The sequence below is a fragment of the Ruminococcus sp. FMBCY1 genome, assembly GCF_023921805.1.
Classification (GTDB): Bacteria; Bacillota; Clostridia; order Oscillospirales; family Acutalibacteraceae; genus Ruminococcoides; species Ruminococcoides intestinale_A.
Genome location: NZ_CP074197.1, coordinates 2,195,804 through 2,212,715 on the forward strand (window position 1 = coordinate 2,195,804; position 16,912 = coordinate 2,212,715).

Annotated in this window: 13 protein-coding genes and 1 other annotated feature; of the genes, 11 read left to right on the forward strand and 2 right to left on the reverse strand. The window is 39.2% G+C overall.

Translation table 11 applies throughout. The features are described 5' to 3' along the window. The first annotated feature begins 46 nt into the window (after positions 1-46). The 10 genes from KGF34_RS10900 (at position 47) to nrdG (ending at position 13,288) form a co-directional block, all read left to right on the forward strand. The gene (locus KGF34_RS10900; protein WP_147329132.1) at positions 47-556 is read left to right on the forward strand and encodes a hypothetical protein; all 510 of its coding nucleotides are present in this window, start codon (positions 47-49) and stop codon (positions 554-556) included. A gap of 154 nt (positions 557-710) precedes the next feature. Continuing rightward, complete coding sequence (locus KGF34_RS10905; RefSeq protein WP_252559025.1) at positions 711-1,619, forward strand: AAA family ATPase; 909 nt, start codon at positions 711-713, stop codon at positions 1,617-1,619. 155 nt (positions 1,620-1,774) lie between these two features. After that, positions 1,775-2,674 (forward strand): alpha/beta hydrolase, encoded by a 900-nt coding sequence (locus KGF34_RS10910; protein ID WP_249375969.1) that lies wholly within the window; start codon positions 1,775-1,777, stop codon positions 2,672-2,674. Positions 2,675-2,726: 52 nt separating this feature from the next. Next, positions 2,727-2,984: a binding site (T-box leader), on the forward strand. A gap of 63 nt (positions 2,985-3,047) precedes the next feature. After that, positions 3,048-3,608 carry a GNAT family protein gene (locus tag KGF34_RS10915; protein WP_252559026.1) on the forward strand — a complete coding sequence of 187 codons (561 nt, stop codon included), beginning with the start codon at positions 3,048-3,050 and terminating at the stop codon, positions 3,606-3,608. Positions 3,609-3,688: 80 nt separating this feature from the next. Further along, the gene (locus KGF34_RS10920; protein WP_186935797.1) at positions 3,689-4,153 is read left to right on the forward strand and encodes a GNAT family N-acetyltransferase; all 465 of its coding nucleotides are present in this window, start codon (positions 3,689-3,691) and stop codon (positions 4,151-4,153) included. Positions 4,154-4,664: 511 nt separating this feature from the next. Continuing rightward, positions 4,665-6,323, forward strand: coding sequence for a dihydroxy-acid dehydratase (gene ilvD / locus KGF34_RS10925; RefSeq protein WP_252559028.1), 1,659 nt, complete (start codon positions 4,665-4,667; stop codon positions 6,321-6,323). Positions 6,324-6,569: 246 nt separating this feature from the next. Continuing rightward, positions 6,570-8,642 carry an elongation factor G gene (locus tag KGF34_RS10930; RefSeq protein WP_252559029.1) on the forward strand — a complete coding sequence of 691 codons (2,073 nt, stop codon included), beginning with the start codon at positions 6,570-6,572 and terminating at the stop codon, positions 8,640-8,642. A gap of 144 nt (positions 8,643-8,786) precedes the next feature. Further along, positions 8,787-9,980, forward strand: a complete 1,194-nt coding sequence (locus KGF34_RS10935; RefSeq protein ID WP_252559030.1) for a cation diffusion facilitator family transporter — start codon at positions 8,787-8,789, stop codon at positions 9,978-9,980. Positions 9,981-10,403: 423 nt separating this feature from the next. Further along, complete coding sequence (locus tag KGF34_RS10940) at positions 10,404-12,770, forward strand: anaerobic ribonucleoside triphosphate reductase (protein ID WP_195411448.1); 2,367 nt, start codon at positions 10,404-10,406, stop codon at positions 12,768-12,770. 2 nt (positions 12,771-12,772) lie between these two features. After that, positions 12,773-13,288 carry an anaerobic ribonucleoside-triphosphate reductase activating protein gene (gene nrdG, locus KGF34_RS10945; RefSeq protein ID WP_178587033.1) on the forward strand — a complete coding sequence of 172 codons (516 nt, stop codon included), beginning with the start codon at positions 12,773-12,775 and terminating at the stop codon, positions 13,286-13,288. A gap of 176 nt (positions 13,289-13,464) precedes the next feature. Here nrdG and KGF34_RS10950 read toward each other — a convergent pair whose 3' ends face one another. Continuing rightward, entirely contained in the window at positions 13,465-14,763 is a 1,299-nt protein-coding gene (locus tag KGF34_RS10950) for an O-acetylhomoserine aminocarboxypropyltransferase/cysteine synthase family protein (RefSeq protein ID WP_195411447.1), read from the reverse strand. Positions 14,764-15,234: 471 nt separating this feature from the next. On the opposite strand from KGF34_RS10950, the gene KGF34_RS10955 reads away from it, so the two are divergent. Further along, positions 15,235-15,672 (forward strand): Rrf2 family transcriptional regulator, encoded by a 438-nt coding sequence (locus tag KGF34_RS10955; protein WP_252559031.1) that lies wholly within the window; start codon positions 15,235-15,237, stop codon positions 15,670-15,672. A 307-nt stretch (positions 15,673-15,979) separates the two neighbouring features. Here KGF34_RS10955 and cysK read toward each other — a convergent pair whose 3' ends face one another. Beyond that, entirely contained in the window at positions 15,980-16,912 is a 933-nt protein-coding gene (gene cysK / locus KGF34_RS10960; RefSeq protein WP_252559032.1) for a cysteine synthase A, read from the reverse strand.

The window sequence follows — 16,912 nt, forward strand, 5'->3', positions numbered from 1 at the left end:
AAATTCAAATTATATGAATGGGGATATGGAAATGAGTACATATTGTATGAAAAACAAAAAATATCGGAAACCGGTTTTGATTTTAACGGTTTTGTTTTGCGTAAGTCTTACGGGCTGTACAAAGATATATAACGGAACAGATGAACTTACAGAAAAAGCCCGAAAGGAAATGCCTGTTTCGGATTTTGAAACAACGGATATACAATATGCTGGAATGAGTGTTGCCGATAATAAGGCTTTGGCTTGGTTTATTTCAGGCAATGAATATCAGGCACATTATTATCTCCCGATGGAAGTAGAAGTAAAAGGCGACGATAAATATTCGTTTGTCAGAACTTATAAACCTATGAATGGCGAAACGGATAATATCGCAATCCTTAATTGGAACGGCGGATATTCATTTGTAGTAAATAATTCCGATTGTGCGTCGGTTAAAATTACAGGGGAAAACGGTATTTATGAAGAAAAAGTAAAAGAAGTTCCTTATGTGTTTTATTATCCGTCAATTCCGTCACAGTATGTTTTTCTTGATTCCGACGGAAATGAATTAAGTTAATAACTTTACTAAAAAACAGCTTTTTGAGATATGTATTATGTATTTCTCAAGAAGCTGTTTGTATTTGAAAGAAAATTTTTGCACAGTACTGTTTTTTGTATACCTTATATGTTATTATTAAAACATATAAATTACGAACGGCAGGTGATCTTTGATGTATTTAGATACTTTTACATTACCGATTGATTTTGAAGAACCGATGATTCAAAAACAATGTGAACGCAACGGCGGCATTTACGGTTATATAGATAACACATACCCGTGCAGAATGTTCGGAAATCGTGAACTTTATGAGATTTCATTTAAAAATGTAACGATTTTTTACGGCGGCAACGGTTCGGGAAAAAGCACACTTTTAAATCTTATTGCTCAAAAACTTGAGCTAAACCGCATCGCTCCGTTTAATTCAAGCGAATTATTTGATGAATATGTAAAAAATTGTGAGTATTCTCTCGGCTACGATGATGAGGGGTTCAAGCACAAAATACCTGACGGCAGTCGTATTATAACAAGCGATGATATTTTTGATTATATGCTCACTATTCGTACAAATAATGACGAAATTTCCGAGAAAAAGGACATTGCCCGTGATGAGTACGGTGCTTTAAAGTATGGCAAAAGTATAAGGTTCAGCGGAATGGACGATTACGAGCAGTTTAAAATGCAGGTTATGTCACGCAGGAAATCGGTGTCACGCAGAAAGTTTATTGAAAGAACTGCGGGCAAGGAAACTGAACTTTTCAGCAACGGAGAAACTGCTCTGAAATACTTTAAAACAAAGCTGAAAAACGACAAGTTGTATTGCCTTGACGAACCCGAAAACAGTATGTCGGCAAAAATGCAGTTAAAACTTGTAAAAATGCTTGAAGAACTGACCCGATATTGCGGCTGTCAATTGATAATTGCCACACACTCGCCGTTTTTGCTTGCTATGAACAATGCAAAGATTTATGACCTCGACTCAAACCCGGTTGAAGTAAAAGATTGGTGGGAACTTGAAAATACAAAGATTTACTATGAATTTTTCAAAAAACACAGCAATCTTTTTGAAAATAATATTTAAAGAAAGGACAAAAGCTATACTTTTAAAGCTGATTGATGAACAAATCTGATATTTTGTAAATTTTCATAATAAAAAATACCCCATAAACCTCTTGATTTTTGCGGTCAAGAGGTTTATACTATGTAAAATTTATTTATGCGGAAAGGAATTTGTAAATGAGAATTGAAAAAATAAAATCTCCGTTTGACAATTTAATGCTTGAAGTTGCTGTTTCAGAAACGAAAACACAGCCAAAGGCTATAGTTCAGTTTTCACACGGAATGTGCGAGCATAAAGAACGATATTTTGAATTTATGAATTACCTTAATGATAACGGCTATGTATGCGTTATTCATGACCACAGAGGTCACGGCGCAAGTGTGATAAACGAGGGAGAATTCGGCAATTTTTATACAGAGGACATCAGTGCCGTTATAGATGATATGCACGCTGTAACCGAATATATAAAGAAAAATTATCCGAATCTGCCGTTATATATTTTCAGCCACAGTATGGGCACACTTGTTGCACGAAATTATATGAAAAAGTATGAAAAGGAAATTGACAAAATTGTTCTTTGCGGCCCGCCTACCCATAACGGCAATGCAAGTTTCGGGCTTTTTCTTTCAAAAATTTTAAAACCTTTTTACAAAGAGCAGGCGCCCAATAAATTGCTGAACAACGGAACTTTTATCGGATACAACGAAAAGAATGCCGAACCTAATTCTTGGATAACGGAAAATAAAGACAATGTCAGAGCGTATAACGAGGACGAGCTTTGCGGTTTTGTGTTTACCACAAACGGTTTTATAAATCTGTTTAAACTGCAATTAAGCGCATTTGATTCGGATGATTGGGAAGTTTATAATAAAAGATTACCGATTTTTGTAATAGCAGGTGAAAATGACCCTGTTATTCAGTCAAAAAAGAAATTTAACGCACTTATAGTTTTCTTAAAAGAACTCGGCTATGCAAACATCAGCCAAAAACTGTATAAAAACAATCGTCACGAAATTCTTAACGAGAAAAATAAATCGGATATTTACAAAGATATTCTGAATTTTTACGAAAATTGAAAAATGTATTGACATATTATTTTTGCAATGTTAATATACTGATAATATTTAGACAAAAGCATTGATAAGGAGGAGTACTTACTTTTTGACTCTGCAGAGAGGGAATGGTCGGTGAAAATTCCCGTGGCGGAAGTAAGGAAGGTAGCCTTTGAGCTTTGAACCGAACAAAGTTATTTTCAGTAGGCTTCAACGGCAGTTCCCACCGTTATAAGGGAGGCAATATCGGATAATTTGATTATCCCGCATTGTTTAAGTGCAGAAACTGTATTTCTGAATTTAGGTGGTACCACGGATTTTATTCGCCCTAAGCTTTTTGGCTTGGGGCTTTTTCTTTTGTCTGAATGTTAAATTTATTTTAGCGGAGGATGCAACTATGCAGACAAAAATTGATTTAAAAAAACTAAGGCTAAGACCGTACAAAAAATGTGACGCAAAATTTATTGTGAAGTGGAGCAAAGACAAAGTTGCTTTCAGAAAGTGGTGTTCTGACAGGTGGCAGACATATCCGATTACCGCCGAAGATATGAACAGAAAATACTGTGATAATAACGGCGACTGCATTGATGAGGATAATTTTTACCCTATGACATTAATTGATAACAACACTGTCGCAGGTCATCTCATTTTAAGATTTACAGATAAAGAACGAACGATATTACGCTTTGGATTTGTAATTACGGACGATTCTAAAAGAGGATTGGGATACGGAAAAGAAATGCTCAGTCTTGCGCTGAAGTATTCGTTTGAAATATTGAAAGTCAATAAAATTACTCTCGGAGTTTTTGACAATAATCTTGCGGCTTATCATTGTTATAAATCCGTCGGATTTAAAGAAATTGAAAATGAAAACAAGGAAGAAAACTGCTTTTGCGGTGAAATATGGAGTGTTTCCGAAATGGAAATGACAAAAGATGATTATTTTAATAAAAGGTAAATTTATTGCACACCTATGAAAGAAGTAGTATAATAAATTTGTTGATTATTGCAAAAATATTAATTTTCGGAGTGATAGTTGTGAATATAAGAAGAGCAGAAGAAAAGGATATTCCGCAGATTGAAGAATTGCTTTATCAGGTGCATAAGGTTCATTCGGACAAAAGACCTGATTTATTTATTCCAGGTTCAAAAAAATATACAACAAACGAATTAAAAGAAATTTTAGCGGATGACGAAAAGCCTGTTTATGTTGCAGACAATGACGGAGTAATTTTGGGATATGCCTTTTGTGTTTATCAAAGGCATTGCACAAAATCAAGCAATTACACAAGTCTTTATATTGATGATTTATGTGTTTCCGAAAACTCAAGAGGTCTAAAAATCGGTACACGGCTTTATGAGTATGTACTTGATGTTGCCAAGAAAAACGGCTGTCATAATCTTACCCTTAATGTATGGGAATGTAACGAATCCGCCAAGAAGTTTTACGATAAATGCGGATTGAAAATTCAGAAATACGGTATGGAGCAGGTGCTTGATTGAGAAATATTCTCAAACTTAATTTAACAGACTTATTTTTTTAGTCAGTTACTTTTAAACTGCTTTTAATGTGAATTATAATGCCTGCTGATTCCGCTTTTCTTTTGCGTGAAAAGAAAAGCTCCAAAAGAAAGCACGCTTAAGGAGAAAGGGCTTTCGATGCCCTTTCCCCTTAAGTATCTCCTTTCCCCAAACGACCAAGGTCAGTGACCTTGGAACCTCTTACTTTTGCTTTCCTGTTCAAAATTCGTTATTGGCAAAGTTTGAGTATGAAAATGTATTTTTATTTTTTGTGAAAAGATTTTTATATTATAAAAAGCATACCGAATATTTATTGGATATACATTTATAAAATACAGGAAATGTTACTTACTAACTTGATTTTATGCACTTATTGTGCTAAGATTATATTACTAAACAGTTTTCACACCTGTTGTTTAGAATAAAGCTTATAGAGGTAAATCGGTGCGGTTTTGCATTGATTTATTAACAATTATAAAGTGAGGATAATAAAATGAAAAGTGATGTAATTAAGGTTGGCGTTAATGCCGCACCGCAGCGCTCACTTCTGAACGCTCTCGGTCTTACTGAAGAAGAAATGAAAAAACCTCTTATCGGTATTGTCAGCTCCAAGAACGATATTGTTCCGGGACATATGAATATAGACAAGATTGTTGACGCTGTAAAGCAGGGTGTTGCTCTTGCAGGCGGTGTTCCTATTGTTTTCCCTGCAATTGCTGTTTGTGACGGTATTGCTATGGGTCACGAGGGTATGAAGTATTCGCTTGTTACCCGTGAACTTATTGCCGACTCAACAGAGGCTATGGCAAAGGCTCATGCATTTGACGCTCTTGTTATGGTTCCTAACTGTGATAAGAATGTTCCGGGTCTTTTAATGGCTGCCGCAAGAATTAATGTTCCTACCGTTTTTGTAAGCGGCGGTCCAATGCTCGCAGGTCATGTAAAGGGTAAAAAGACAAGCCTTTCAAGTATGTTTGAGGCTGTAGGCGCTTACACGGCAAACAAAATTTCTGCAGAGGAACTTTGCGAGTTTGAAAACAAGGCTTGTCCGTCTTGCGGTTCTTGCTCAGGTATGTACACAGCAAACAGTATGAACTGCCTTACTGAGGCTATCGGTATGGGCTTGCAGGGTAACGGTACAATTCCTGCCGTTTATTCAGAGAGAATCAAGCTTGCTAAACACGCAGGTATGAAGGTTATGGAACTTCTCGAAAAGAATATCCGTCCGCTCGACATTATGACAGAAAAGTCATTTATGAATGCTCTTACAGTTGATATGGCTCTCGGTTGTTCAACAAATACAATGCTTCACCTTCCTGCTATCGCTAAAGAGGCAGGCGTTAAACTTAACCTTGATATTGCAAATGAAATCAGCGCAAAGACACCTAACCTTTGTCACCTCGCTCCTGCAGGTCATACATATATGGAAGACCTCAACGAGGCAGGCGGTGTTTACGCTGTTATGAACGAACTTACAAAACTCAATCTTCTTAACACAGACCTTATCACAGCTACAGGCAAGACTGTTGCAGAGAACATTGAGGGCTGCGAGATTAAGGATACAGATATTATTCGTCCAATCACAAATCCATACAGCACAACAGGCGGTATCGCCGTTCTTAAGGGTAATCTTGCTCCCGACGGCTGCGTAGTTAAGAGAAGTGCAGTTGCTCCTGAAATGTTACAGCACAAGGGCAGCGCAAGAGTATTTGACTGCGAGGAGGACGCTATTGAGGCAATTCACGCAGGCAATATTAAGCCTGGTGATGTTGTTGTTATCCGTTACGAAGGTCCTAAGGGTGGTCCGGGCATGAGAGAAATGCTTAATCCTACATCTGCTATTATGGGCAGCGGCCTCGGTCATTGTGTAGCTCTTATTACAGACGGCCGTTTTTCAGGCGCTACAAGAGGCGCTGCAATCGGTCATATTTCACCTGAGGCAGCAGTCGGCGGTCCTATCGCACTTGTTGAAGAGGGCGATACAATTGAAATCGACATCAACGCAAATACTATCAATTTACTTATTTCTGACGAAGAGTTTGCTAAGCGTAAAGCCGAATGGAAACCTCGTCAGCCAAAGATTACAACAGGCTACCTTGCCCGTTATGCAAAACTTGTAACATCGGGTGCACAGGGTGCAGTTCTTGAGTAATATTGAATTGGTGTAATTGCACAAAAAACCTTTCGGATTTTTATGTTTTAAACATTTAAATTTTATAAAATAAGCAATTTGCACAATTAACTCCTTGTCTTATTAGGCAAGGAGTTAATTTTTTAGCTTATCGTCAAATTTCTATTGTAAGTTTTATACAAATATGCTATAATTGACAAGTAAGTTGATTACTAATTGTCGAAAACGCTTAAGATTTGAATATATATCCCGAAAGGAGTGTTTCTTTTGAAACAGTACAATGCTAAAAAAATATTAAACATTGCCCTTGCAGGTCACGGCGGATGCGGTAAAACATCTGTTGCCGAGAGTATGATATATCTTGCAAAGGCATCTGAAAGACTTGGTAATATTGCAGACGGTAATACCGTTCTTGATTATGACAGTGAGGAAATCAAGCGCCAGACTTCAATTTTAACCTCGGTTGCTCCCATTGAATGGAAAAATACCAAGATAAATATTATAGATACTCCCGGTTTGTTCGACTTTGAGGGCGGTGTAGCAGAGGGTATGCGTGCCGCTGATTCAGCACTTATCGTTGTATCGGGCAAAGACGGTGTAAATGTCGGTACCGAAAAGGCTGTTAAAGCTGCCACCAAGGCAGGCCTTACAAAGATTTTCTTCGTAAACGGTCTTTGTGATGAAAGCGCCAGATTCTACCGTGTATTTGAGAGTTTAAAGGCTACATTCGGCCCTACTGTTTGTCCTGTTGTTGTTCCGTACATTGTTGACGGCCAGGCAAATACATATGTAAATCTTTTTGATTATAAGGCTTATAAATATGATACAGACGGTTCTGTAGTGCAGACTCCGCTTCCTGATATGGGCGACAGACTTGAGGGCTTGCGTGAGGCTATTAAAGAGGCTGTTGCGGAAACAAGCGAGGAGCTGCTCGACAAGTTTATTATGGGTGAAGAATTTACTCCGGAAGAAATTATACTCGGCGTAAGTAAGGGCGTTAAAGACGGTACAATTTGCCCTGTATTCTGCGGTGACGCACACAATACATTTGCTTTTGACCAGCTTTTGAACAGTCTTGTATGGCTTGCACCTACAGCTGCCGATAAAGGTGACGAAATTGCTGTTGATGTTGACGGCGAACCTGTTGAAATCAGCGTCAACGAAAACGCAGCGGCTGCCGCAGTTGTATTTAAAACAGTTGTTGACCCGTTTGTAGGTAAACTTTCTTATGTTAAGGTTGTATCGGGAAAAGTCAGTGCCGATACTCCGCTTGTAAATATGAGAACAGGCACACAGGAGAGAATAGGAAAGGTTCTTACCGTAAGAGGTAAAAAACAGATTGAAACCGATTATATAGGCGCAGGCGACATCGGTGCTATTCCAAAACTTGCGTCTGTAAAAACGGGCGACACACTTTGCTCACCGCTCAGAAAAGTAGTGCTTGAGGGTATTGATTATCCTGTATCATCATATACAATGGCTATTTATCCTGTCACAAAGGGCGATGAAGACAAGGTAGCACAGGGACTTGCAAAGCTAAGCGAGGAAGACCCTACTATTAAATATGTAACAAACCACGAAACACACGAAATGCTTATTTCAGGCTTGGGCGAGCAGCATCTTGATGTTGTAATTTCAAAGTTAAAGTCAAAATTCAATGTAGAGGCGGTTCTTAAAAAGCAGAAAATCGCATATCGTGAAACTATCAGGAAAAAAGTTTCGGCACAGGGCAGATATAAAAAGCAGTCAGGCGGTCACGGTCAGTTCGGCGATGTTTGGATTGAGTTTGAGCCTTGCGAGAGCGAAGGTCTTGAATTTGCAGAAAGAGTTGTCGGCGGCGCAGTTCCTAAAAACTTCTTCCCGGCAGTAGAAAAGGGTTTGCGTGATTCCATTAAAAAAGGTGTGCTTGCAGGTTATCCGATGGTAGGTATCAGAGCTACACTTTATGACGGTTCGTATCATCCTGTTGACTCTTCGGAAATGTCGTTTAAAACTGCCGCAAGTATGGCGTATAAAAACGGTATTCCAAACGCATCTCCTACACTTCTTGAGCCGATCGGCTCTCTTAAGGTTACATTGCCCGACTCAAATATGGGTGATGTAATGGGTGAAGTAAACAAGCGCAGAGGCAGAGTGCTCGGTATGACTCCTGCCGAGGACAGCGGTATGCAGATTGTTGAGGGCGAAGTTCCTATGGCAGAGATGGATAATTTCGCAACCTATCTTCGTCAGGTTACGCAGGGCAGAGGAAGTTATGAATTTGCTTTTGCAAGATATGAAGACGCTCCGGCAAATGTTGCTCAAAAGATAATTGAAAAAGCTAAGGCTGACGCTGAATAAGCAAAATAACTTTATAATTTTATCAAATCCCGTTGCATTTCTTTGCAATGGGATTTGTTTCTCTTGACTAACTTTGATGTGCTGTGCTAAATTATTGTTAATGCCATTATATGGTGTAGTTTATTTGTTAAGTGGTGTTTTTAGTTGTTGGATTTAGTGCTTTCAAAGTTTATAAAAAATTATGATGACATAAAAAATCCGCAGGTGCGTTCGGCTTGCGGTAATTTTTCGGGTGTAGTCGGAATAATACTGAATCTCATTTTGTTCAGTGCAAAGCTTTTGTCGGGGATACTCACCGCCTCAATTTCGGTAACGGCAGATGCGTTTAATAACCTGTCAGACGCAGGCAGTTCGGTTGTAACATTCTTGGGATTTAAACTTGCCAACAGACCTGCCGATGAAGAACATCCCTACGGTCACGGCAGATATGAATATGTGGCGGGTTTGGGAATATCGTGTGCAATTATCCTTGTGGGTGTGGAGCTTTTGAAATCGTCAATTGAAAAAATTATTAATCCCGAAGAAAGCACAGCAATTACTTTGTTGTCGGTATGTATTCTTATCGGCTCAATCTGTGTAAAGCTGTGGATGTTTTTCTTCAACAGGGCAATGTCAAAAAAGATTTCTTCGTCTGCTCTTAAGGCAACGGCAATGGATTCTCTCACCGACTGTATTGCTACTTCGGTAGTTTTAATAGGTTTGGGCATATCTGCCGTAACAGGCGTGAATATCGACGGTTGGCTCGGTTGTGCCGTAGCCGGATTTATTCTTTATACGGGTATAAGCACTTTTAAGGAAAGTCTTTCACCTTTGCTCGGAAATACTCCCGACCCGGAATTTATAGACGAAATCAGAGAAATTGTGCTTTCTACCGAACTTATAACGGGTATTCACGATTTGCTCATTCACGATTACGGTCCGGGAAGATGTATAATTTCTTTCCATGCGGAAGTTCCTTACGATGTCGATATTTTAAAGGCGCACGATGTAATCGACAGACTTGAAAGAAAAATACAGGAAAAGTATAATTGCGTGGTTACTATTCATATGGACCCGATTGCGGTTTCCGATGAATATACTATTGAATTAAAAGAAAAGATAAACGAGTCGCTTGACAGTATTGACGGCGCACTCAGCCTGCACGATTTCAGAATTGTAAAGGGAGAAGAACATCAGCGTGTACTTTTTGACCTTGTGGTTCCGCCTGAATGTAAATTAAAAGAAACAGATGCGTTAAATGCCGTGAAAGAAAAAATAGCGCAGATTGATGAAAAACTTATCCCGATAATACATATTGATAAAATCTGCCTTGAATGTGGCGGAAATATTAAATTATGATTTAGCAAAACACTTTATTAAGTGATTATAAAGGTTTGGCTAAAACCGTGCGTTAAATTGCAAAACTTACTGATAAAAGCAATCAAGCTGTTTGATAAAGCGGCCCGATTGCTTTTTGTTTTGATTTTATGTCAGTGTTTAATTATAAGAACAATATACAATATATTGTGGCGATATAAACAAACGGTCACATATTATAGAAAATTTTTGTAATATTCTAATTTGTAATTATCCTAAAAAAATTGCTCAAATTAAACAAATAAAAAAATCTGTTTTTGTCAGTTTGACGATTGAATTAAACGCCTCTTTATGATAGAATAAAACTTGTGTTCGGCAATACATATACCACAATATATAGTGAAAATTATAAAAGTAACACTAAATATAGATATATATAGGAGTTATAAATACGGAGGAAGAGAAATGATAACAAAAATTATTAAGCGTGACGGACGAGAAGCGAATTTTGACACAGAAAAAATAACACAAGCCATTTATAAGGCTGCACAGGCAATCGGCGGTAACGATTATGATGCCGCAAAAGCACTTTCGGTACAGGTAAGAGATTTACTTGAGAAAAAGTGCGGAGATAAGGCTCCTACAGTTGAGCAGGTACAGGACGCTGTTGAAAAGGTGCTTATTGAAAACGGTCATGCAAGAACTGCAAAGGAATATATACTTTACCGTGCAGAGCGTACAAGAGTGCGTGAAATGAACACAAAGCTCATGAAGATTTATGAGGACCTTACTTTTAAATCAGCTAAAGATAACGATGTTAAGCGTGAGAACGCAAACATTGACGGTGATACTGCAATGGGTACAATGCTCAAGTACGGTTCAGAGGGCGCAAAACAGTTCAATGAAATGTACATTCTCGACCCTAAGTATTCTAAGGCTCATCGTGACGGTGATATTCATATTCATGATCTTGATTTCTTTACACTTACCACAACTTGTTGCCAGATTGACCTTGTAAGCCTTTTTAAAGGCGGTTTTTCAACAGGTCACGGCTATTTGAGAGAACCTAATGACATTGCGTCATATTCGGCACTTGCATGTATTGCAATTCAGTCTAACCAGAATGACCAGCACGGCGGTCAGAGTGTGCCTAACTTTGATTACTCAATGGCTCCGGGCGTTAAGAAAACATACAGAAAGCGTTACAGAATCAATCTTGAAAGAGCAATTGAACTTTTGACAGATGCCGAAGATCCTGACGCTACAGTAAAAGAAATCTGCGAAAAGGCAGAGGAGGCAAGCGGCGAATGGCCGACACTCGAAAATCAGACTCCTAATTATAAAAAGGAGGAGCTTGCACTTCTTAAAGAAAAGTTTGAAGACAGAGTTGCCGAGAAAATTCAGCGTTTTGCGTTTAAACATGCCGAGGCTGAAACAGATAAGGCTACTTTCCAGGCTATGGAGGCACTTATCCATAACCTTAACACAATGCATTCAAGAGCAGGCGCACAGATTCCGTTCAGCTCACTTAACTACGGTACAGATACTTCTCCGGAGGGCAGACTTGTTATGAAGAACCTCCTTTACGCTACGGAAAGAGGTCTTGGCAACGGTGAAACACCTATTTTCCCAATTCAGATTTTCAAGGTAAAAGAGGGCGTAAACTACAATCCGGAGGATAAGAACTACGATTTGTACAAACTTTCAATGAGAGTTTCTGCAAAAAGACTTTTCCCTAACTTCTCATTTATCGACGCACCGTACAATCTCCAATATTACAAGCCCGGTCATCCTGAAACAGAGGTTGCATATATGGGTTGCCGTACACGAGTTATGGGCAATGTTTACGATCCTGACAGAGAGATTACATACGGCAGAGGAAACCTTAGCTTTACTTCAATTAACCTTCCAAGACTTGCAATTCTTTCAAATAAAAATATTGATTTCTTCTTTGAACAGCTTGACAGAATGTGCGATCTCGTTGTAGGTCAGCTTCTTGAGCGTTTTGAAATTCAGTGTCAGAAACTTGTCAGAAACTATCCTTTCCTTATGGGTCAGGGTATTTGGCTTGACAGCGACAAGCTTACTCCTAACGATTCTGTAAGAGATGTTTTAAAGCATGGCTCACTCACAATCGGATTTATCGGACTTGCCGAGTGTCTTGTGGTTCTTACGGGCAAACATCACGGCGAGAGCGAAACTTCACAAAAGCTCGGCCTTGAAATTGTCGGCTATATGAGAAAGAAGATGAACGAGGCTACCGAGAAGTACAAACTTAACTTCGGTGTTATCGGTACTCCTGCAGAGGGCTTGTCGGGCAGATTTGTAAGAATTGATAAAGAGCGTTTCGGAATTATTCCGGGTGTTACAGACAGAGAGTATTATACAAACTCTTTCCATGTACCTGTTTATTACAATATCTCCGCATTTGATAAAATTAAGATTGAAGCACCTTATCACAATCTTACAAACGGCGGTCACATCTCATATATTGAGCTTGACGGTGACCCGTCACAGAATATTGACGCATTTGAGGCTGTTATCCGTTGTATGAAAGAGAGCGGAATCGGCTACGGTGCAATCAACCACCCCGTTGACCGTGACCCTGTTTGCGGACATACAGGTATTATCGGTGATTATTGCCCGCAGTGCGGCAGAAAAGAAACTAAGAACGGTCAGGGATTTGAGCGTATCCGCAGAATTACAGGCTACCTTGTAGGTACAACAGAGCGTTTTAACAATGCAAAGGCAGCCGAGGTAAGGGATAGGGTAAAGCACTCTGTTTCTGAATGTTGCGGTATGGAAGATTTTTCCGATGACATTACAGCATAATTATGAGTAAAGATATTATAAGACTTTCAGGTGTTATAAAAAACAGCATAGTTGACGGCCCGGGTTTCAGACTTACAGTTTTTTGCCAGGGTTGTCCGCATCACTGCGAGGGCTGCCACAACGAAAAAACGTGGGACTTTGACGGCGGCTTTGACGGCAAGGTTGAGAAGATAATCAATGTCGCAAAGTCACTTCCGCTCTTGCAGGGACTTACTTTTTCGGGCGGCGAACCGTTTTGTCAGGCAGAGGCATTTGCAGAGCTTGGCAGACTTGCACACGAAAACGGCTATAATGTAGTTACATACACGGGCTATACTTATGAAAAGCTGCTTGAGGGAGCAGACAAACATCCCGAATGGATGGATTTGCTCAAACAGACGGACTACCTTATAGACGGCAGATTTATACTTGAAGAAAAGAGCCTGATGCTTAAGTTCAGAGGAAGCAGAAATCAGCGTATTATTGATGTGAAAAAGAGCCTTGAAAGTAATCGAATAGTTGAAAATTACGATATATAAACAAAACCTGCGTTGTTGAGTATAACGCAGGTTTTGTGTTTTGCTGATTTTTTCAAAAGTTAGAGCAGCAGAGTATTTTATAATTATTTGCTTTAAACTGTGCACTAAACCGTAATAAACAAAATACGGACTGCACACAAAATGCAGTCCGTAAATATTTGAATTATGTGATTTGATTATTTAATAGCCTCAAATGCTTCCTGTAAATCGAAGAGAATATCATCAATATGCTCTGTACCGATTGAAAGACGAATTGTATTTGGCTTAATGCCCTGCTCTGCAAGCTCCTGCTCGTTAAGCTGTGAGTGTGTTGTTGATGCAGGATGAATAGCAAGTGACTTAACATCTGCTACATTTGCAAGAAGTGAGAATACCTGGAGATTATCAATGAACTTCTTAGCGTCTTCTTCTGTACCCTTGATTTCAAAAGTAAAGATTGAACCGCCGCCGTTAGGGAAGTACTTATCATAAAGTGCCTTATACGGTGAGTTTGGAAGTGATGGGTGGTTTACGCTCTCAACCTGTGGGTGATTTACAAGGAATTCAAGAACTTTCTTTGTGTTTTCTACATGACGCTCAACACGGAGTGAAAGTGTTTCAAGACCCTGCAAGAAAATGAATGCGTGGAACGGAGAGATTGTAGCACCTGTGTCACGGAGAAGAATTGCTCTGATGTATGTTACAAATGCAGCACCCGGAGCAGCCTGTGTAAATACAGCACCGTGGTATGATGGGTTTGGCTCTGCAAACTGTGGGAATTTACCTGATGCAGCCCAGTCAAACTTACCGCTCTCAATAATTACACCGCCGATTGCCGTACCGTGACCGCCGATGAACTTTGTAGCTGAATGAACAACGATGTCTGCACCGTACTCAAACGGTCTTACAAGGTAAGGGGTTGCAAATGTGCTGTCAACAACAAGCGGAATATTGTGTGCGTGTGCAATCTTTGCGAGAGCCTCAATATCAATAAGGTTAGCATTTGGATTGCCGAGTGTTTCAATGTAGAGAGCCTTTGTATTCTCGTCAATAGCGTTTTCAAAAGCACCCTCTTCATCAGGATCAACAAATGTTGTTGTAATGCCGTAAGCAGGAAGTGTGTGTTCGAGAAGGTTATATGTGCCGCCGTAGATTGTCTTTGCAGCTACGATGTTCTCGCCTGCTTTAGCAAGAGCCTGAATTGTATATGCGATTGCAGCTGCACCCGAAGCTACTGCAAGAGCGGCTGTACCACCCTCAAGAGCTGCAATTCTCTGCTCAAAAATATCTTCTGTGGGGTTTGTAAGTCTGCCGTAGATGTTGCCTGCATCTTTAAGTGCAAAACGATCTGCGGCGTGCTGACTGTTGTGGAATACATAAGAAGTAGTTGCGTAAATCGGAACTGCTCTTGCATCTGTTACCGGGTCTGCCGATTCCTGTCCTACATGAAGCTGAAGTGTTTCAAAGTGTAATTTTCTATCTTTTAATGTGCTCATTTTATTTACCTCTTTCAATAATTAATTTAGTTTGTTACAATGTTATAATAAAAAATAATGTAGTAATGTATTTGTTGCGTCAGCAACAACATCCAGAGGTACTGCACATTCGTCCGTATCGGTAGTTCTGTCTTAATAGATTTACAAATAATAGAAGCATTAGAATTCTCCTTTGCTAAAACTTACTAATTACATAGGTTTAATGTGATTGTATATTATCATATAATTTACCCGTTGTCAATACTATTTTTTAAATTTTTAAAAATATATTTGTTTAGTAGGTTTTTAGAGCAAAATTTGCCGGTTTTATAACATATTTATAGAATTATAAGCGACCAATATACATATAGAAAGATAATTAAAATATAAATCGGATAAAAAACAACTTGAAAACCTACTAAATATATGTTATTATTATGTTATAGATGAATGCTATATTTTTGCAAATACTTAGTAAAAGGTGGTGTTAATTTGAAAATTTCTACAAAGGGAAGATACGCACTGCGAATGCTTATAGATTTGGCAATGCACCAGAATGACGGTTACATTGCACTTAAGGATATTGCGGCTCGTCAGAATATTTCCAAAAAATATCTTGAGCAGATTATGCCTATTCTTAATAAAGCCGATGTGTTACTTACAAACCGTGGATTTCAGGGTGGATACCGCCTTGCAAGAACTCCCGACCAATATACGGTAGGCGAGATTCTCCGCATTACAGAGGGTAGCCTTGCTCCTGTTGCTTGTCTTGACCACACTCCGAATAACTGCCCTATGAGCGAGGAATGCATTACTTTGCCTGTATGGCAGGGACTTAATGAGGTTATTACAAAGTATCTTGACGGCATCACTATTCAAGACATTATTGACCGTCAGACTGAGAGCATCGGCAATGACTATGTAATATAATAGTATATAAGTTAATAGAAAAAATTATAAAGCCATCTTTGATTTTATCAGTCAAAGATGGCTTTGCTTGTTAATTAGTTTTTTATTGTTTAGGCAAATAATGTTTTAACACACAAAGTTTAGTTTTGAAAATTTAGCTTTTGCGTTACTTTGTTGCCTGAACGATAATCAGCTAAAGCATAAATTTCTCCCAAAAACTTTTGATAAAAGCCCAAAATAACAGACCACAAAGCCGAAGTAAAATTCCGTCTTTGTGGTCTGTTAAAAAATTCCTAAATAATTTATTACAGGGGATAGATATTAAAAATTATTTATCTGAGAACATTGGAGTTGAAAGGTAACGGTCGCCTGTATCGGGAAGAAGCGCTACAATTATCTTACCCTTGTTTTCAGGGCGTTTAGCAAGCTCGGTTGCCGCATATACTGCCGCACCCGAAGAAATACCTACAAGCACACCCTCTGTACGGGCAATAGCTTTGCCTGTTGCAAAGGCTGCCTCGTTCTCAACAGCGAAGATTTCATCATATACTTTAGTATCAAGGGTTTCGGGAACAAAGCCTGCGCCGATACCCTGAATTTTGTGAGGACCTGCAACACCCTTTGAAAGTACAGGTGATGTAGCCGGTTCAACTGCAACGATTTTTACATTTGGATTTTTTGACTTAAGATATTTACCTACACCTGTTACGGTACCGCCTGTACCTACGCCTGCAACAAAAATGTCAATCTTGCCGTCTGTATCCTCCCAGATTTCAGGACCTGTTGTTGCAAAGTGAGCGGCAGGGTTTGCCTGGTTTACGAACTGACCCGGAATAAAGCTGTGCGGAATTTCACTTGCAAGTTCGTCAGCCTTTGCGATAGCGCCCTTCATACCTTTTGCACCGTCAGTAAGAACAAGTTCTGCGCCGTAAGCCTTAAGAAGATTTCTGCGTTCGATACTCATTGTTTCAGGCATTGTAAGAATAATTCTGTAACCTCTTGCGGCTGCTACCGCTGCAAGACCGATACCTGTGTTACCGCTTGTAGGCTCAATGATTACAGAATCAGATGTAAGCAAGCCTTTTTCTTCCGCATCATCAATCATAGCCTTTGCTACTCTGTCCTTAACACTTCCTGCCGGATTAAAATATTCAAGCTTTGCAAGTACAGGTGTGTCAAGTCCCTGTGCAGCAGAGTAATTATTGAGTTTCATAATAGGTGTTCTGCCAATGAGGTCAGTGATTTTCTCGTAAATTTTCAT